Genomic DNA, 19264 nt, shown 5'->3' with positions numbered 1-19264 from the left:
ACGCGAGCTGGTTTCAGTCTGCCCACTCTGCCTTCCCGCGAGTTAGCCAAGAGCGACCTGCTCATAGGTAATAGGGCCACAGCCACGCCTTCAGATGTCCTCGGTATACAGCACCACCGTCACATAGAAATAGCCGATCTTGTGCCAATCCTGGCGCTGGTTGTAGGGCGTCTCTTCAGAGCCCATGCCAATCTGGTAATTACGCCCGGTCTTTTTATCCCTATAGGAAATGAAACCCTTCGTTTCCCAGCCGCAGCAGACAAACCTGAGCCCCTCCTGAACCCCCAACTCCCGCTGCAGATAGCGCTCTACCTCATGGGCATCCTTACCTTTGACCCGGTAACTGGCGGTCAGCGGTGCGCCCTGATCCTGGGGCTTCGACTCACAACGGAAAAACTCCAGGGACTTCGGTGGATCGGTCATGGCCTTCAGAAAATCGCCACACTCGGGAGCTGCCAGAGCAGCGCTGGAAACCATCAACAACAAACAGGCGAACCCCATTCTGAACATCACTTTCATCCACTCCAGCTCCATGGTTTGCCACTCGGCGGCCATCCTACCGAACACCCAGCGCTTGCACAGAGTGTCTTTGCGCGACAGGAGCGCTCATTACCCCACCCTTCAGGCAAGCCCGAAGCCTCACAAGCAAGCGCCGCAAGACTTGATTGCGCCGCCTTTTCCCAACGCTGTGGCAACCGGCCATGGTCATCGACTTAGCCGAAAACGACCTGTTCATAGGTAAACGGGCCATCGCGACAATCTGCCCTTGCCGCCATCGGGACGGCCTACCAGAATCGGCTGGCGACCCCACTCCCTGAACAAGGATAAGCGCCATGATGCACGCGGATTTGATTGACCAGGACGACCTGCTGGGGCAACTCCGGGCCCTGGGTTTCGAGATGCCCGCAGGCGCCAGTGCCGAGCAGGCCTGCGAATGCGCAGTCAGGGGCCTGAGCGATGCCCGGGCCAAGGCACTCAAGGGCATGGTCGAGCAGATGCTCACCGGCAACGCGACCATTCTTCCTGCCGTGCGCCAGGCCCTCGACCGCCAGCTGTTGCCGGCATTGGCCGAGTACCAGCAGCAAAAACGCGCCTGAATCGCCCCGGTGCCATGGGCCGGTTGCTAGAGTACGCACCTCTTTGTACTGCACAGGCGACCGCCCATGATCCGTATCCTGCCCGGCCAAGCCGCCGATCCCGGCCATTGGCTGCAATTGCGCCTGGGCCTGTGGCCCCACTGCCCCCCCGAGGAACACCGGGAAGAAATCCGCCAGATGCTCGCCGAGCCCGCTCGCTACGGCTGCTGGCTGGCCCAGGCCGCCAGTGGTGAAACGCTGGGCCTGGCCGAGGCGTCGTTGCGCCACGACTACGTCAATGGCACCGACAGCTCGCCGGTGGTGTTTCTGGAAGGTATCTACGTCGCTCCCGAACACCGGCGCCAGGGCATAGCCCAGCGCCTGATCGAACAGGTCAGCCAGTGGGGGCGGCAGCAGGGCTGCGTGGAGATCGCCTCGGACGCCAGCCTGGACAACCTGGTCAGCCACGCCCTGCACCACGCGCTCGGCTTCGAGGAAACCGAGCGCGTGGTGTATTTCAAGAAGGCGCTGTGACCGGGGCGGCCTGCGACCGCGCCTAGAGACGCACGCTGGCGAAGGTGGATTCGTTGCGCGCCTGGCTCAGGGCCGACAGTGGCCCGGACAGTGGCGCCAGGACCATGGCCTGGGGCAGCGGCATCATCGCCACCTGCTGGGTGGTGTTGGAACCGATGCGCTCGTCCCGTGGCGGAATGCCGAAATACTCGCGGTAGCACTTGGAGAAGTGCGGGGTGGAGACGAAACCGCAGACCGAGGCCACTTCGATGATCGACATCGGCGTCTGCTTGAGCAGTTGCCGGGCGCGGATCAAGCGCAGCTTGAGGTAGTAGCGCGATGGCGAGCAGTGCAGGTACTTCTGGAACAGGCGCTCCAGTTGCCGGCGCGATACCGCGACGTACACCGCCAGTTCGTCGAGGTCGATCGGCTCCTCCAGGTTGGCTTCCATCAGCGCGACGATTTCCTGCAGCTTGGGCTGGTTGGTGCCCAGCATGTGCTTGAGCGGTACGCGCTGGTGGTCCTGCTCGTTGCGGATGCGCTCGTAGACGAACATCTCCGAGATCGCCGCCGACAGCTCGCGGCCGTGATCGCGGCTGATCAGGTGCAGCATCATGTCCAGCGGCGCGGTGCCTCCGGAGCTGGTGAAGCGGTTGCGATCGAGGGTGAACAGGCGGGTGCTCATGGCCACCCGGGGGAAGGCTTCCTGCATCGCCGCCAGGCACTCCCAGTGCACGCTGCAATCGAAGCCGTCCAGCAGGCCGGCGCAGGCCAGCGCCCAGCTGCCGGTGCACACGGCGCCAAGGCGTCGGGACTGACGGGCCTGGCTCTGCAACCAGGACACATGCTCACGGGTCACGGTGCGCTGGATGCCGATACCGCCGCAGACGATCACGGTATCCAGGCTGGGGGCTTTGTGCATGGAAGCGTCGGGAGTGATTTGCAGGCCATCACTGGCCCAGACCTGGCCGCCATCGACGCTGAGGGTGGTCCAGCGATACAGCTCGCGGCCGGACAGTTGGTTGGCCATGCGCAGGGGTTCGACTGCGGAGGCCAGGGAAATCAGCGTGAAATTGTCCAGCAGCAAAAAGCCGATGGATTGAGGCGCACGGTTCTGGGGCTGGGCCCCGGAGTTGAACGACGTCATCGCGATATCTCCTCACACAAAGCGGGTGATGGCCTCAGGCGGAGGCTCTTTTTATTGGTGCCCTGTCACTCGAGGGAAACGGGCTTGGTCATCACAGAGCAATTGCCATGCCTAAAGTTGAATGGGCATTCAATAACTCCTGAAAACGACGTCGCGAAGCCTCTACATAGCCCTTGCCTGTGTGCGGATTAAAGACATGCAGAACGAAAGTCGCCGGCGGGCGCCGGCGAGGGTGAGCAGTTAGGTAGCACTCGTAGAGCCGTCGCGCGTGCAGGCCACAGCCGAGTGTCACTCAAAGCGCAACGCAGCGACGAACGGGAATGCCCGTCGGCTCCGTGGGCCACTTGTCTAATCACGACGCGCTAAAAGGTGGCGTCCTCCCGCGCCGATGGGCCGTTTGCGCGCAGCGGCGGGCGGCTCAGCATTCCACGGCGCTTACGGCCAGGCCGCCGCGGGAAGTTTCCTTGTATTTGTCATGCATGTCGGCCCCGGTATCGCGCATGGTGCGAATCACCCGGTCCAGGGAGATGAAGTGCTGGCCATCGCCACGCAGGGCCATCTGCGCGGCATTGATCGCCTTCACCGCGGCGATGGCGTTGCGCTCGATGCAGGGCACCTGGACCAGGCCGCCCACCGGGTCGCAGGTCAGTCCAAGGTTGTGTTCCAGGCCGATCTCCGCAGCGTTGCACAATTGTTCCGGGGTAGCACCGAGGATCTCCGCCAGTCCCGCCGCCGCCATGGCGCAGGCCGAGCCGACCTCGCCCTGGCAACCGACCTCGGCACCGGAGATGGAGGCATTCTTTTTACACAGGATGCCGATGGCCGCCGCACCGAGGAAGAAGTCCACCACATTGGCGTCGGTCACCTCCTCGCTGAACTTCATGAAGTAGTGCAGCACCGCCGGGATGATCCCCGCCGCACCGTTGGTGGGCGCGGTGACCATGCGCCCGCCGGCGGCATTCTCTTCGTTGACCGCCAGGGCATAGAGGTTGACCCACTCCATGGCGCTCAGGGTCGAGCCGATCACATTGGGCTTGTTCAGCTCCTGCAGGCTGCGGTGCAGCTTGGCCGCCCGGCGCCGTACATGGAGCCCGCCCGGCAGCGTGCCCTCGTGCTTGAGACCTTGTTCCACGCAGTCCTGCATGGCGCGCCAGAGCGCCATCAGCCCACTGCGGATTTCTTCCTCCGAGCGCCAGGTCTTCTCGTTGGCCAGCATCAGCTCGGCCACCCGCAGGTTGTGCCTGCGGCACAGATCCAGCAACTCCACCGCACTGGAGAAATCGTAGGGCAGCTCGCTGCGATCCAGGTCCGCCACGCCACTGTCGGCCTGGGCCTGGTCGACGACAAAACCGCCGCCGACCGAATAATAGGTGTCGCGATGCAGTTCCCCGCCCTCGCCTTCGGCCACCAGGGTCATGGCATTGGGGTGGAACGGCAGGTTCTCGTCGAGCAGGCGCATGTCCCGGGACCAGATGAACGGCACCGGCAGGCGCCCGTCCAGCAACAAGGTAGAGGTCTGTCGCAGCAGGTCGATGCGGGTGCCGATCAACGAGGGGTCGATCGCATCGGGCCACTCGCCCATCAGCCCCATGATCACCGCGTTGTCGCTGCCATGGCCGATACCGGTGGCCGACAGCGAGCCATAGAGCTGGACCTCGATCCGGCGCACCTGATCCAGCAGCTGTTTTTCACCCAGCGCCTGGGCGAACAGCGCGGCTGCGCGCATGGGGCCGACGGTGTGGGAACTGGAGGGGCCGATACCGATTTTGAACAAGTCGAAAACACTGATAGCCATGCCTGGGTGACTCCTCGATGAGCACAGTCCGGACGCCGAAAACGCCCACTGACGGAGCTGCTACGCTCAAGCTGCAATCCGCCGAGAAGGGCGCATCATCAGGCTTTTGCCGGGTTTGCCGACGTCTGACACCGACTCGTTCATGTCCACCAACGCCGCTTGGCGACAGGGCCTGATTCCGGGCGTTTTTTGCGCCCCGGATGAAGGAAAAATTGCGGAAAAACGCTGTAAGCGACGTCACCGACACTGGATGCGACCCTCCCTGTACTGGATACGACGCACCCCGTAGGCGACAGATTTTCACTGGTACATGATCAGTCTCGACTCGATTGCAAGGGGCTGTTGACGTTTGGTGGCAGGCCGCGACGGCGGTCCACTTGGCAAACGTCAACAGCCCCTGGGGTGGTAGAGCTGTTCCCGACACACCAACCGCCACACTTAATAAGCGCGGTCCAAACGCCGCCAAGAAGAACATCCAGGAGTCTCCCCTCTATGAAAGGTTCCCCCTCGTTGTTGCTGGCCGCCATGCTGGGTCTGCCGCTTCTGGCACACGCTGCAGAACCGGCACAGTGCGGTACCGTGAACTTCTCCGATGTCGGCTGGACCGACATCACCGTGACCACCGCCACCACCAGCGTCGTGCTCAACGCCCTGGGCTACAAGACCAAGACCACGATGATTTCCGTGCCGGTGACCTACAAGTCCCTGGCCGACGGCAAGAACATGGACGTCTTCCTGGGTAACTGGATGCCGACCATGGAAAACGACATCAAGGCCTATCGCGAGGCCGGTACCGTGGAGACCGTGCGCGCCAACCTGGAGAACGCCAAGTACACCCTGGCCGTTCCCGAGGCCTTGTATGACAAGGGCCTCAAGGACTTCGCCGACATCGTCAAGTTCAAGAAGGAACTGGACGGCAAGATCTATGGCATCGAGCCGGGCAACGACGGCAACCGCACCATCCAGAGCATGATCGACAAGAATGCCTTCGGCCTGAAGGACGCCGGTTTCAAAGTGGTGGAATCCAGCGAGGCGGGCATGCTCAGCCAGGTGGAGCGCGCCCAGCGCCGCGACACCGCGGTGGTGTTCCTGGGCTGGGAACCGCACCCGATGAACACCCGCTTCAAGATGAAGTACCTGACCGGCGGCGACGAGTTCTTCGGCCCCAACTTCGGCCAGGCGACCATCTACACCAACACTCGCAAGGGCTACGCCCAGGAGTGCAGCAACGTCGGCCAACTGCTGAAGAACCTGTCGTTTACCCTGAACATGGAAAGCACCCTGATGGGGAACGTGCTGGACGACAAGATGAAGCCCGACGCGGCCGCCAAGGCCTGGCTGAAGAACAATCCTCAAGTGCTCGATACCTGGCTCGCCGGAGTCACCACCATCGATGGCAAACCAGGCCTGGAGGCCGTCAAAGCCAAGCTGGCCCAGTAAGTTGCTTACGCCGGGCGGGTTCGCCTGCCCGGGCTGTTTTTCCATTGCATGCGGACGTTCAATACCATGCTCACTGATCAGAAAATCCCCCTGGGCCAGTACATCGCGGCCTTTGTAGAGTGGCTGACGAAACACGGCGCCAACATCTTCGATGCGATCGCCACCAGCCTGGAAGCCATGATTCACGGCGTGACGTTCGCGCTGACCTGGTTCAACCCCCTGGCCCTGATCGGCCTGATCGCCCTGCTGGCCCACATGATCCAGCGCAAATGGGGCCTGACCGTATTCGTCATCCTGTCCTTCCTGCTGATCCTCAACCTGGGGTACTGGCAGGAGACCATGGAGACCCTGGCCCAGGTGACCTTCGCCACTCTGGTCTGCGTGGTCATCGGCGTGCCGCTGGGCATCCTCGCCGCGCACAAGCCGATGTTCTATACCGCCATGCGCCCGGTGCTGGACCTGATGCAGACCGTGCCGACCTTCGTCTACCTGATCCCAACCCTGACTCTGTTCGGCCTGGGCGTGGTCCCGGGGCTGATTTCCACCGTGGTGTTCGCCATCGCCGCGCCGATCCGCCTGACTTACCTGGGTATCTGCGACGTGCCACAGGAGCTGCTGGATGCCGGCAAGGCCTTTGGTTGTTCACGCCGCCAGTTGCTGACCCGTATCGAATTGCCGCACGCGATGCCGAGCATCGCCGCCGGCGTGACCCAGTGCATCATGCTGTCGTTGTCGATGGTGGTGATCGCGGCCCTGGTGGGCGCCGATGGCCTGGGCAAACCCGTGGTCAACGCACTGAACACCGCCGATATCTCCCTGGGCTTCGAAGCAGGCCTGGCGATCGTGTTGCTGGCAATCATGCTCGACCGTATCTGCAAGCAGCCGGAACTGCCGGCAAGGGGTGAGGCATGAGCATCATTCGTTTCGAAGACGTCGACGTCATCTTCTCCAACAAGCCGCGCGAGGCCCTGGCACTGCTGGACAAGGGCCAGACCCGCGAGCAGATCCTCAAGCAGACCGGCCTGGTGGTCGGTGTGGAAAAGGCCAACCTGGACATCAACAAGGGCGAGATCTGCGTGCTGATGGGCCTGTCCGGTTCGGGCAAGTCGAGCCTGCTGCGCTGCATCAACGGCCTCAATACCGTGAGCCGCGGCAAGCTGTTCGTCGAGCATGAAGGCAAGCACATCGATATCGCCCACTGCTCCCCGGCCGAGCTGAAGATGATGCGCACCAAGCGCATCGCCATGGTGTTCCAGAAGTTCGCCCTGATGCCCTGGCTGACAGTGCGCGAGAACATCAGCTTCGGCCTGGAGATGCAGGGCCGCCCGGAGAAGGAGCGGCGCAAGCTGGTGGACGACAAGCTGGAGCTGGTGGGCCTGACCCAGTGGCGCAACAAGAAGCCGGACGAGCTGTCCGGTGGCATGCAGCAACGCGTGGGCCTGGCCCGTGCCCTGGCCATGGACGCCGACATCCTGCTGATGGACGAGCCCTTCTCGGCCCTCGACCCGCTGATTCGCCAGGGCCTGCAGGACGAGTTGCTGGAGCTGCAGCGCAAGCTGAACAAGACCATCGTGTTCGTCAGCCACGACCTGGACGAAGCCCTGAAACTGGGCAGCCGCATCGCCATCATGAAGGACGGGCGGATCATCCAGTACAGCAAGCCCGAAGAGATCGTGCTCAACCCGGCGGACGACTACGTGCGGACCTTCGTCGCCCATACCAACCCGTTGAACGTACTGTGCGGGCGCAGCCTGATGCGCAGCCTGGACAACTGCAAGCGGGTCAACGGTTCGGTGTGCCTGGACCCGGGTGGCGACTCCTGGCTGGACCTGGCCGAAGGCAACACCATCAAGGGTGCCCGACGCAACGGCTCGCAGCTGGACCTGCAGAACTGGGTGCCCGGACAGTCGGTGGAAGAGCTGGGCCGGCGCCCGACCCTGGTGGATTCCAATATCGGCATGCGCGAAGCCCTGCAGATCCGCTACCAGACCGGCAACAAGCTGGTGCTCCACGATAACCACAAGGTGGTGGGGATCCTTGGCGACAGCGAGCTCTACCACGCACTGCTCGGCAAGAACCTGGGCTGATGGACACAAACGACAACGCCGCGACCTGGGTCGCGGCGTTGTCGTTTGAGCGGGAATAGAGGTGCGAATTGCACCTGTTGCAGGAGCGGATGTGGCGGTACGCCACACATCGCTTCGCGGGCGACGCGGTACCCGGTGAGCCCGGGCCCGCGTCTACTTCAGGACTTAGCTATAAACCCGGCCCAGGAGCTGCCGATGGCTTTCGAACTGATCGAGCACGTCACGGGTGATCTGCTCTTGGGTGAAGCCCATCAAGTCGTATTCCTGGCTGCCGTTGTGCAGGTAGACCTCGGCGCGGTAGTAGCGTGCGCGCTCCTCCGGTGCATCGGCCGACTCGCTCGGCGCCGCCAGGTAACCGTCCAGGCTCACTTCATAGACGAAAGGGTTGCCCTCTTCCATCTCGATCCGCACACCCATGCAGCGCTTGGACTTGCCCAGCAGGGTTTGCACGTCCAGCCCCTGGTTGCGCAACTGGGTCGCGGCCTCTTCCAGGGCCGGGGTCACGTGCTTGTCCATGAAGCGCTGGACCACTGCCTGGGTCGGCTGCAGGTCCAGTTGGGTCAGGCGCTCGCTGAAACCGCGACGGCCACGGGCCGCCAGTTCCGCTTGTTCCTGCTCGACCCGGGTGTCCTGGGCCATGGCCTTGTACAGGCCGAACATGAAGCACACCAGCACCACCGAGAATGGCAGGCCAGCCAGCACCACCATGGTCTGCATGGCCTGGAAGTTACCGGCGAACAGCAGGCCGACGGTCACCAGGGTGATCACGACCGACCAGAAGATCCGCAGCCAGTGCGGGGCGTCTTCGTCGACGTTACCGCCCTTGCAGGACAGGTTGGCCATCATCACCGCGCCGGAGTCGGCCGGGGTCAGGAACAATACGAAGCCCACGAAGATCGACACACCGATGACGATCTTCGACGCCGGGTAATGCTCGAGCAATTGGTAGATCGCCATGGACGGCTGTTCCAGGGCGGTCTTGCCCAGTTCCACCGCGCCCTGGTTGAGCACCAGATCCAGCGCCGAGTTGCCGAAGATCGACAGCCAGGCCAGGGTGAAGCCCAGCGGGATCAGCAGTACGCCAGCCACCAGCTCGCGCACGGTACGACCACGGGAAATACGAGCGATGAACATGCCCACGAAAGGTGCCCAGGAAATCCACCAGGCCCAGTAGAACAGGGTCCACAGGCCCAGCCAGCGATCGGATTTGGCGCTGTCGCCTTCGTACACATAGAGGTCGAACGTCTTGAGCACCACGCCGTTGAGGTAGTCGCCGATGTTCTGCACGAAGCCGTTGAGCAGGTGCAGGGTCGGGCCGAACAGCAGGACGAAGATCAGCAAGCCGCTGAACAGCACGATGTTCAGGTTGGACAGGCGGCGAATGCCGTTCTCCACCCCGGACACCGCGGCGATGGTGGCCACCGTGCTCATGACGATGATCACGATCAGCAGGTTGGTGTTGCTGTGTTCCATGCCAAACAGGTTTTCCAGGCCGGACGATACCTGCATCGAGCCGATGCCCAGGTTGGTCACCAGGCCCAGCAGGGTCACGAACATGCCGAAACCGTCCACCGCGTGGCCGGCCGCGCCCTTGACCCAGCGCTCGCCCACCAATGGGTACAGCGCCGAGCGCAGTGCCAATGGCTGGTTATGCCGGTAGGCGAAGTACGCCACCGCCAGGCCCACCAGGGCATAGATCGCCCAACCGTGCAGGCCCCAGTGCAGGAACGTCAGTTGCAGCGCCTGGCGCGCGGCCTGGTTGCTGGCTGGCACGCCTTCGGGCGGATTGAAGTAGTGGTCCAGGGGCTCGGACGCACCGAAGTACAGCAGCGAGATGCCGATGCCGGACGAGAACAGCATCCCGGCCCAGGCGCCATAGCTGAAGTCCGGGGTGTCTTGCTTGGTCCCCAGCTTGAGCTTGCCGTAGGAAGAGAACGCCAGGCCCACCACGAACACCAGGTAGGCGGCGATCACCAGCATGTAGTACCAGCCGAAACTGCGGGACAACCAGGCCTGGGCAACGTCCAGCATTTTGCCGGCCTCTTGCGGGGCGATGATCAGGATCGCAGTCAACAACAGGATCAGCGCGGTCGAGGTGTAGAACACCCAACCGTTGACCCGCACCTTTTCCGGCGGGGTCTTTATAAGAGAGGCAGAACTCATTGCACAGATGCTCCAGGCAGTGCGAGAGAAGGACACAAGGCAACACGGCACCCGACCAATCGGTTAGTTGGCAGCCGATCGTCGGGTGATATAAAGACACCCCGAAAAAAGCCCGGACCCACGGCGGCTGCGTTGCGAACCAGCGTCCCCGACCTCGGCTCGAACCCATGGTTCGGCGTCAGGCCTGAAGCGTCTTGCCCATTCAACACGTCCGTCCTTACCGGTTCACGCCATGCCATCCCTGGGGTGCGGTCTTTTTCGGAGGTCGTTTTCCGCCGTCTACATGCGGGACGAATCCGTAGGCAGCGACGATTTGTCGCAGATCTTATTCTTTGTTGATTGAACGTTCAATCAAAACAAAATAGACTGGCCCGCAAGCCGACAGCCGTCATGCGTCTGCCGGCGGGCCTAAGGAGAGGTATCAGATGCCCAAGGTCGGTATGCAACCCATACGCCGCCAGCAGTTGATCGAAGCCACGCTACAAGCGGTCGATCAGGTCGGAATGGGGGACGCCAGCATTGCGCTGATCGCCCGTTTGGCCGGAGTGTCGAACGGCATCATCAGTCACTACTTTCGGGACAAGAACGGCCTGATCGCAGCGACGATGGGTTACATCATGAGCATGCTCAACGAAGGCGTCAGAGCACGCCGTCAGGCCCTGACGGACGACAGCCCGCGCGCTCACCTGAAAGTGATCATCGAGGGCAACTTCGATGCCAGCCAGGTGAACGGCCCGGCAATGAAAACCTGGTTGGCCTTCTGGGCTTCCAGCATGCACCAGCCCGATTTGCACAGGTTGCAGCGGATCAACGACCACCGCTTGTATTCCAACCTGTGTTGCCAGTTCCGCCGCGCCCTGCCGCTCTACCATGCGCGCAAGGCAGCCCGCGGCCTGGCGGCTTTGATCGACGGTTTGTGGCTGCGTGGCGCCCTGTCGGGTGATGCGTTCGACACCGACCAGGCGATACGGATCGCTTACGAATACATGGATTTACAACTGGCTAAGCAGGAGCGCTAGAGCACAACCAAGACGCTCGGCCTCTGCACGCCACTGATCAGCGTGCCCGAATCCAAGGGCACGCCCGGTGGACAAGCCCATTACTCAATGCACTTGCGAGGACACTATGGCCCGTTTTGAACTGCAAAAACTCTACATCGACGGCGGCTACACCGATGCCGGCAGCGACGCCACTTTCGATGCCATCAACCCGGCCAACGGTGAAGTTCTCGCACAAGTGCAGCGTGCGACCAAGGAAGACGTGGAACGCGCCGTGGTCAGCGCCGAGAAAGGCCAGAAGATCTGGGCCGCCATGACCGCCATGGAGCGTTCGCGCATCCTGCGTCGCGCCGTGGACATCCTGCGTGAGCGCAACGACGAGCTGGCCGCCCTGGAAACCCTGGATACCGGCAAGGCCTACTCCGAAACCAAGTATGTCGACATCGTCACCGGCGCCGACGTGCTGGAATACTACGCAGGCCTGGTACCGGCCATCGAAGGCGAGCAGATCCCACTGCGCGACACTTCCTTCGTCTACACCCGCCGCGAGCCACTGGGCGTGGTCGCCGGTATCGGCGCCTGGAACTACCCGATCCAGATCGCCCTGTGGAAATCCGCCCCGGCCCTGGCCGCTGGCAACGCGATGATCTTCAAGCCAAGCGAAGTGACTTCGCTGACCACCCTGAAACTGGCCGAGATCTACACCGAGGCTGGCGTACCGGCTGGCGTGTTCAACGTCCTGACCGGCAGTGGCCGTGAAGTCGGCACCTGGCTGACCGAGCACCCGCGCATCGAGAAAGTCTCCTTCACCGGCGGCACCGACACCGGCAAGAAAGTCATGGCCAGCGCTTCGAGCTCCTCGCTCAAGGAAGTGACCATGGAACTGGGCGGCAAGTCGCCGCTGATCATCTGCGACGACGCCGACCTGGATCGCGCCGCCGACACCGCGATGATGGCCAACTTCTACAGCTCGGGCCAGGTCTGCACCAACGGCACTCGCGTGTTCGTACCGAGCCACCTGAAGGCCGCCTTCGAAGCCAAGATCGTCGAGCGCGTTGCCCGCATCCGCGTTGGCAACCCAGAGAACGAGAACACCAACTTCGGTCCGCTGGTGAGCTTGGCCCACATGGAGAACGTGCTGGGCTACATCGCCAAGGGCAAGGAAGAAGGTGCCCGCGTACTGTGCGGCGGCGATCGCCTGACCGACGGCGAATTCGCCAAGGGCGCTTTCGTGGCACCGACCGTGTTCACCGACTGCACCGACGACATGACCATCGTGCGTGAAGAAATCTTCGGCCCAGTGATGAGCATCCTCACCTACGAGACCGAAGAAGAAGTGATCCGTCGTGCCAACGACACCGACTTCGGCCTGGCCGCCGGTATCGTCACTCGCGATCTGAACCGCGCTCACCGCATCATCCACCAGCTCGAAGCCGGTATCTGCTGGATCAACGCCTGGGGCGAATCCGACGCCAAGATGCCAGTCGGCGGCTACAAGCAGTCGGGCGTGGGCCGTGAGAACGGCATCAGCTCGCTGAACAACTTCACCCGCATCAAGTCGGTGCAGGTCGAGCTGGGCGACTACAGCTCAGTATTCTGAGCAGCGGCAAGTAGCTAGCTATCAGCGGCAAGCCAAGGCATTAGCCCGGCTTGCCGCCTGCCCCTCATTCAATGCCAAGCCCGCTTCGCTGCCTTTTCTCGCAGCTTGAAGCTTGAGGCTTGCAGCTCTCCACGGAGGCTCTAATGGCCCAAGAATACGACTACATCATCGTTGGTGCCGGCTCTGCCGGTAACACCCTGGCGACCCGTCTGACCGAAGACGAAGGCGTCACCGTCCTGCTGCTGGAAGCCGGCGGCCCGGACTACCGTTTCGATTTCCGTACCCAGATGCCTGCGGCACTGGCGTTCCCCCTGCAAGGCCGTCGCTACAACTGGGCCTATGAGACCGATCCAGAGCCGCACATGGACGGCCGCCGCATGGAATGTGGCCGTGGCAAGGGCCTGGGCGGCTCCTCGCTGATCAACGGCATGTGCTACATCCGCGGCAACGCCATGGACTACGACGGCTGGGCCAAGCTGCCAGGCCTGGAAGACTGGTCGTACCTGGACTGCCTGCCATACTTCCGCAAGGCCGAAACCCGCGACATCGGCCCTAACGACTACCACGGTGGCGAAGGCCCGGTACGAGTGACCACGCCCAAGGCTGGCAACAACCCGCTGTTCCACGCCATGGTCGAGGCCGGCGTACAGGCCGGTTACCCGCGTACCGAAGACCTCAACGGCTACCAGCAGGAAGGCTTCGGTCCGATGGACCGCACCGTGACCCCTGAAGGCCGTCGCTCCAGCACCGCCCGCGGTTACCTGGACGTGTCCAAGAAGCGCTCCACCCTGACCATCGTCACCCACGCCCTGACCGACAAGGTCCTGTTCGAAGGCAAGCGCGCCGTAGGCGTGAGCTACCTGCAAGGCAGCACCGAAGAACGCGTGGAAGCCCGTGCGCGCAAGGAAGTCATCGTCAGCTCCGGCGCCATCGCCTCGCCACAGCTGCTGCAACGCTCCGGCGTCGGCCCGCGTGCCCTGCTGGAAAGCCTGGACATCCCGGTGGTCCACGACCTGCCGGGCGTCGGTGAGAACCTGCAGGACCACCTGGAGCTGTACCTGCAATACGCGTGCACCCAGCCGGTATCGCTGTACCCATCGCTGCTGTGGTGGAACCAGCCGGCCATCGGCGCGCAGTGGCTGTTCAAGGGCACCGGCATCGGCGCCAGCAACCAGTTCGAAGCCGGTGGTTTCATCCGTACTCGCGAAGAGTTCGAATGGCCGAACATCCAGTACCACTTCCTGCCGGTAGCGATTAACTACAACGGCTCCAACGGCGTGAAGGAACACGGCTTCCAGGCCCACATGGGTTCCATGCGTTCGCCAAGCCGTGGCCGCGTGCAGGCCAAGTCGAAAGACCCGCGCCAGCACCCGAGCATCCTGTTCAACTACATGGCCACCGAGCAGGACTGGCAGGAATTCCGCGACGGCATCCGCCTGACCCGCGAAATCATGCAGCAGCCGGCACTGGACGCCTACCGCGGTCGCGAGATCAGCCCGGGCATCGAAGTGCAGACCGATGAGCAGCTGGACACCTTCATCCGCGAGCACGCCGAGACTGCGTTCCACCCATCCTGCTCGTGCAAGATGGGCACCGACGACATGGCCGTGGTCGATGGCCAGGGTCGCGTGCACGGCATGCAGGGCCTGCGTGTGGTGGATGCCTCGATCATGCCGATCATCACCACCGGCAACCTCAACGCGCCGACGATCATGATGGCCGAGAAAATCGCCGACAAGATCCGTGGCCGCCAGCCGCTGCCACGCAGCAAGGCCGCCTACTACGTGGCCGGCGAAGCTCCGGTACGTGGCAAGCCGGTACGCGACGTAGCCGCGAACGCGCAGTAAGCACCATTGGCGCCGACCGCAAGGGTCGGCGCCATTTCCACGATTCCCCCCGCCTCTCTTCTCTCCTCGACATTGCCTCCACGGCGTCCTTGATCGCAGTCGCAGGCTGCGGCTAAAGTTTCATCCGCCTTACCCCCTTCGCTCCACGGACTTTATCCCGAGCCCTGCGCGACCTATACCTGTAGGAGCCGGCCCGCCGTCGATAAGACCTGCAAGCCCCAGCTCTTCACACAAGGAGGTCATTCATGTTCGACTTTCACCCCCAGCTCAAGCAGCGCTTCGCTGCCTTGCGCACGGGCGCCGAATTCTTTTCCCTGCGTTATGTGCGCGAGTCCGACCAGTACCTGTCGGTGCGCAAGAACATTGCCGAGCCACCCTGCCTGGGCCGTGACGAAGGCGCGATGCTGACCGTACGGGTGCGTGGCGTGGAAACCTACGCCGCCACCAACGACCTGTCGCAAAGCGGCTTGCAGGCGGCCCTCGACCGCGCCGAACGGCAGGCCCGGGTGATCGCCGCCCACTCCCTGCTGGACCTGCGCGAGCAGCCGGTCTCCAGCCATCGCGCCGACTACCTGTCGCCCAACCTCGAACACGCCTTCCCATCCCTGAGCGACTGCTACCAGCTGCTGGGTGACGAATCGGCCTCGGTGCCCAAGGACGAGCGCCTGGTGAACTGGCAAGTGGGCATCGGCGTGACCCAGGTCGAGCAGATCTACCTCAACAGCGCCGGGGCCGAGCTGCGCCAGGCCCAGCGCTTCGTCTACCCGGGCCTGGACGTCACCGCCTACGACGGCAGCGACAGCCAGACCCGCAGCCTGGGCCGAGAGAATTTCGGCCAGCAAGGCGCCGGCGACGTGATCAGCCGCTGTGGCCTGCTGGGTGCCGCACCGCGGGTCGCCGACCAGGCCCTGCAACTGCTGCTGGCTCCCAATACGCCCCAAGGCCAGCGGGACCTGCTGCTGATGCCGGACCAGATGATGCTGCAGATCCACGAGTCCATCGGTCACCCGCTGGAGCTGGACCGCATCCTCGGCGACGAACGCAACTATGCCGGTACCAGCTTCGTCAAACAGGCGGACTTCGGCCATCTGCAATACGGCTCGCGGCTGCTCAACGTGACCTTCGACCCGGACATTCCCGAGGAGCTGGCCAGCTATGGCCATGACGACGAGGGCACCGCCGCCAGCAAGCAGTTCCTGATCCGCGAAGGGTTGCTGGTACGCCCCCTGGGCGGTGCCCTGTCGCAGTACCGCAGCGGCCTGGACGGCGTTGCCAACAGCCGCGCCAGCAGCTGGAACCGCGCGCCCATCGACCGCATGGCCAACCTCAACATCGAGCCGGGCGAGCAGTCCCTGGAACAACTGATCGGCGGCATCGAACACGGCATCCTGATGTCCACCAACCGCTCCTGGTCCATCGACGATGCGCGCAATAAGTTCCAGTTCGGCTGCGAATGGGGCCAACTGATCGAGAACGGCGAACTCAAGGGCGTGGTCAAGAACCCCAACTACCGGGGCATTTCCGCGCAGTTCTGGCGCAACCTCTGCGCCGTCGGCAACCGTGGCACCTTCCAGGTCCTGGGCACGCCCAATTGCGGCAAGGGCGAACCCAACCAGGTGATCCGGGTTGGCCACGCCTCGCCAGCCTGTGTCTTCAGCAAGATCGATGTATTCGGAGGAGATGCCTGATGACCAGGACGACCGATCAGGCCCAGCCATTCAAGGCGCTGGTGCAGTGGCTCAAGGACGAGATCCGCGAGTCGGAACAATTCACCCTCAGCTACGCCGCCGAATCTTCGGAATTCATCCGCTTCAACCACGCCAAGGTGCGCCAGGCCGGGCAGGTGCAGCAGGCCAGCCTGAGCTTCAAGCTGATCGACGACGGGCGCCACGCCGACCTCGGGATCACCCTGAGCAACGATCCCGAGGTGGATCGCCAGCGCCTGGCCGAAGGCTTGCAACAGCTGCGCGAAACCCTGCCGTTGCTGCCGGCCGACCCCTACCTGATGCTCAACCACACCCACTGGCAATCCCAGAGTGTGCAAGAACACCCGCTGCCGGACAGCGAACAGGTAGTGAATGAGATCGGCCACGCGGCCAGCGGCCTGGACCTGGTGGGCATCTATGCCGCCGGTTCCATCAGCCGCGGCTTCGCCAGCTCCAGCGGGGCGTTCGGCTGGCATCAGGCCAACAGTTTCAACTTCGATTTCAGCCTGTTCCACGACAATGGCGAAGCGGTGAAGGCCAGCTATGCCGGGCATGCCTGGAGCAGCGAAGCCTTCGCCCAGCGCTTCGACCAAGCCCGCCAGCAACTGGAGTTCCTCGGCAGGCCGCTGCGCACCCTGGCCCCCGGGCAGTACCGCGCCTACCTGGCCCCCGCGGCCCTGGAGGAAATCATGAGCATGCTGGCCTGGGGCGGGTTCTCGGCCCAGTCCATCGCCAGCAAGCACAGCGCCCTGCAGAAGCTCTATGCCGGCGACGCCGCCCTCAGCCCGTTAGTGTCCCTGCGCGAGCAGGTCAGCGGCTCGCTCAGCCCGGCGTTCTCCGACGAGGGCTACCCGCGCAGCGACCTGGCGCTGATCACCGCCGGCAACGCCGACGCCCGCCTGATCAACTCCCGCAGCGCCGCCGAGTATGGACTGGCCACCAATGGCGCCGGCAGCAGCGAGTACCCCAGCGCCTTGAACATGGCCGGCGGCCAGTTGGCCCAGCAGGACATCCTCAAGCAACTGGGCACCGGCCTGTACATCAGTAACCTGTGGTACCTGAACTACTCGGACCTGCCGGCAGCACGCCTGACCGGCATGACCCGCTTTGCCACCTTCTGGGTGGAAAACGGCGAGATCCAGGCACCGGTGAACACCATGCGCTTCGATGACAGTGTCTACAGCCTGCTGGGTTCGCAACTGGAGGCACTCACCGAGCAGCGCGAACTGCTGCTTTCGGCCAGTACCTACGGCCAGCGCCAGACGGCCTCGATGCATCTGCCCGGGGCCTTGGTCAGCCGCCTGACGCTGACCTTGTAAACCGGCCTCAAGTTGCGAGCCTGGAGCTTGCAACTTTCCGCTGCCCTTGTTGAGGTCCCATGCCCGAACGCACGCCACTCGACGCTACCACCACCCGCTGGCTGCCCTGGGTGGTGGCCATCGCCTTCTTCATGCAGTCCCTGGACGGCACCATCCTCAATACGGCGCTGCCGGCCATGGCCCAAGACCTGGCGGAAGACCCATTGCGCATGCAAGGCGTGGTCATTGCCTACATGCTCACCGTGGCGCTGCTGATCCCGGCTTCGGGCTGGATCGCCGATCGCTTCGGCACCAAGAAGATCTTCTTCGGGGCCATCCTGCTGTTCAGCATCGGTTCACTGTTGTGCGCCCTGTCCAGCTCGCTGGGCATGCTGGTCGGCGCACGGGTGATCCAGGGCCTGGGCGGCGCCTTGATGCTGCCAGTGGGACGCCTGGTGGTGCTGCGCGCCTACCCCCGCTCGGAGCTGGTACGGATCATGGGTTTCATCACCATTCCCGGACTGCTGGGCCCGTTGATCGGCCCGACCATGGGCGGCTGGATGGTGCAGTACCTGACCTGGCACTGGATCTTCCTGATCAACCTGCCGGTGGGGGCCATAGGCTGCTACGCGGTCTGGCGCTTCATCCCCGACCTGCGGGGCAGCGAGCGCACGCGCTTCGATGGCCTGGGCTTTTTGCTGTTCGGCGCGGCGATGGTGCTGATCACCATCGCCATGGAGGGCCTGGGCGAGCTGCACCTGCCGCACTTGCGGGTGATGTTGCTGCTGTTCGGCGGGCTGGCGTGCCTGGCGGCCTACTGGCTGCGAGCCGGGCACATCGACAACCCGCTGTTCGCCCCTTCGCTGTTCAAGGTACGGACCTTCGCCGTGGGCATCCTCGGCAACCTGTTCGCCCGCCTGGGCAGCGGTGCCCTGCCATTCTTGGTGCCACTGCTGCTGCAGGTCGCCCTGGGCTACTCACCGTCCCAGGCCGGGATGAGCATGCTGCCCCTGGCGGCGGCCGCCATGCTGGCCAAGTCCATTGCCCGGCCATTGATCGAACGCCTGGGCTATCGCATCGTGCTCACCGGCAACACCCTGGCCCTGGGCATCATGCTGGCAAGCATGGGCCTGGTCAGCGAGCAGACGCCTTATCCGCTGCTGCTGTGCATGCTGGCAGTGCTGGGGGCCATCAACTCATTGCAGTTCACCGCCATGAATACCGTGACCCTGATCGATCTGGACGATGCGGCCGCCAGCAGTGGCAACAGCCTGTTGTCGGTGGTGGCGCAACTGTCCCTGAGCCTCGGGGTCGCTTGCGCTGGCGCCTTGTTGGGCGGCTTCACCGCCTCCGTGGGCAACGACGGGGTCGACACGGTACTCGGCGCCTTCCAGCTGACATTCCTCACGGTCGGGATCATGGCGATGCTGGCAGCGGCGATCTTCCTCCAGCTGTCGCCCAACGATGGCCGCCGGGCGAGCAAGGTCGAGGAGCATATCGAGCACTGACTGAACATCTCCTACGTGGGGACTGGGAGATCCCTGGCGACTTTTCGTCCAGAAATTGCAGGAAGAGGAAGCGGGGCTGATACACT

General features: G+C 63.4%; 15 protein-coding genes. 11 read left to right on the top strand and 4 right to left on the bottom strand.

Features of this window, described 5'->3' with window-relative positions:
• Positions 1-90: 90 nt before the first annotated feature.
• Entirely contained in the window at positions 91-519 is a 429-nt protein-coding gene (locus C4K39_RS19285; RefSeq protein WP_176719733.1) for a DUF4952 domain-containing protein, read from the bottom strand.
• Between the two features lie 314 nt (positions 520-833).
• On the opposite strand from C4K39_RS19285, the gene C4K39_RS19280 reads away from it, so the two are divergent.
• Together C4K39_RS19280 and aac(6') are read left to right on the top strand one after the other, a co-directional pair.
• Positions 834-1097 carry a hypothetical protein gene (locus C4K39_RS19280; protein ID WP_068576789.1) on the top strand — a complete coding sequence of 88 codons (264 nt, stop codon included), beginning with the start codon at positions 834-836 and terminating at the stop codon, positions 1095-1097.
• A gap of 66 nt (positions 1098-1163) precedes the next feature.
• The gene (gene aac(6') / locus C4K39_RS19275) at positions 1164-1610 is read left to right on the top strand and encodes an aminoglycoside 6'-N-acetyltransferase (protein WP_124347195.1); all 447 of its coding nucleotides are present in this window, start codon (positions 1164-1166) and stop codon (positions 1608-1610) included.
• 22 nt (positions 1611-1632) lie between these two features.
• Here aac(6') and gbdR read toward each other — a convergent pair whose 3' ends face one another.
• Both gbdR and C4K39_RS19265 read right to left on the bottom strand, forming a co-directional pair.
• Entirely contained in the window at positions 1633-2736 is a 1104-nt protein-coding gene (gbdR, locus tag C4K39_RS19270) for a choline metabolism transcriptional regulator GbdR (RefSeq protein WP_022641528.1), read from the bottom strand.
• A gap of 418 nt (positions 2737-3154) precedes the next feature.
• Positions 3155-4531, bottom strand: a complete 1377-nt coding sequence (locus C4K39_RS19265; RefSeq protein WP_124347194.1) for an L-serine ammonia-lyase — start codon at positions 4529-4531, stop codon at positions 3155-3157.
• A 492-nt stretch (positions 4532-5023) separates the two neighbouring features.
• Between C4K39_RS19265 and C4K39_RS19260 the strand changes: the two genes are divergently transcribed.
• The 3 genes from C4K39_RS19260 to choV all read left to right on the top strand — a co-directional run bounded on the left by C4K39_RS19260 (position 5024) and on the right by choV (position 8058).
• On the top strand, positions 5024-5971 hold the full coding sequence (locus C4K39_RS19260) for a choline ABC transporter substrate-binding protein (protein WP_068576784.1): 948 nt from the start codon (positions 5024-5026) through the stop codon (positions 5969-5971).
• A 66-nt stretch (positions 5972-6037) separates the two neighbouring features.
• Positions 6038-6883: a choline ABC transporter permease subunit gene (gene choW / locus C4K39_RS19255; RefSeq protein ID WP_068576781.1), complete on the top strand. Its 846-nt coding sequence runs from the start codon at positions 6038-6040 to the stop codon at positions 6881-6883.
• Positions 6880-8058, top strand: a complete 1179-nt coding sequence (gene choV / locus C4K39_RS19250; protein WP_068576779.1) for a choline ABC transporter ATP-binding protein — start codon at positions 6880-6882, stop codon at positions 8056-8058. The genes choW and choV overlap by 4 nt, the downstream gene beginning before the upstream one ends.
• Positions 8059-8223: 165 nt before the next feature.
• Here choV and betT read toward each other — a convergent pair whose 3' ends face one another.
• Entirely contained in the window at positions 8224-10221 is a 1998-nt protein-coding gene (betT, locus tag C4K39_RS19245) for a choline BCCT transporter BetT (RefSeq protein ID WP_031320648.1), read from the bottom strand.
• Between the two features lie 425 nt (positions 10222-10646).
• On the opposite strand from betT, the gene betI reads away from it, so the two are divergent.
• From betI to mdtD, 6 genes are all read left to right on the top strand, one after another.
• Positions 10647-11240, top strand: coding sequence for a transcriptional regulator BetI (gene betI, locus C4K39_RS19235; protein WP_011063941.1), 594 nt, complete (start codon positions 10647-10649; stop codon positions 11238-11240).
• A gap of 106 nt (positions 11241-11346) precedes the next feature.
• Complete coding sequence (gene betB / locus C4K39_RS19230; RefSeq protein ID WP_124347193.1) at positions 11347-12819, top strand: betaine-aldehyde dehydrogenase; 1473 nt, start codon at positions 11347-11349, stop codon at positions 12817-12819.
• A 143-nt stretch (positions 12820-12962) separates the two neighbouring features.
• Positions 12963-14666: a choline dehydrogenase gene (gene betA, locus C4K39_RS19225; RefSeq protein WP_022641537.1), complete on the top strand. Its 1704-nt coding sequence runs from the start codon at positions 12963-12965 to the stop codon at positions 14664-14666.
• A gap of 245 nt (positions 14667-14911) precedes the next feature.
• A complete protein-coding gene (locus C4K39_RS19220) occupies positions 14912-16354 on the top strand; it encodes a TldD/PmbA family protein (RefSeq protein WP_124347192.1) in 1443 nt (480 codons plus the stop codon).
• Positions 16354-17691 (top strand): TldD/PmbA family protein, encoded by a 1338-nt coding sequence (locus tag C4K39_RS19215; protein WP_124347191.1) that lies wholly within the window; start codon positions 16354-16356, stop codon positions 17689-17691. Before C4K39_RS19220 ends, C4K39_RS19215 begins: the two co-directional genes overlap by 1 nt.
• A 59-nt stretch (positions 17692-17750) precedes the next feature.
• Positions 17751-19178: a multidrug transporter subunit MdtD gene (gene mdtD, locus C4K39_RS19210; RefSeq protein ID WP_068576771.1), complete on the top strand. Its 1428-nt coding sequence runs from the start codon at positions 17751-17753 to the stop codon at positions 19176-19178.
• The last annotated feature ends 86 nt before the right edge of the window (positions 19179-19264 follow it).

The sequence above is a fragment of the Pseudomonas sessilinigenes genome, from assembly GCF_003850565.1.
In the GTDB taxonomy this organism is placed as follows: Bacteria; Pseudomonadota; Gammaproteobacteria; order Pseudomonadales; family Pseudomonadaceae; genus Aquipseudomonas; species Aquipseudomonas sessilinigenes.
Note: the sequence above shows the minus strand (reverse complement) of the source record. Positions and strands in the feature narration are given on the sequence as shown.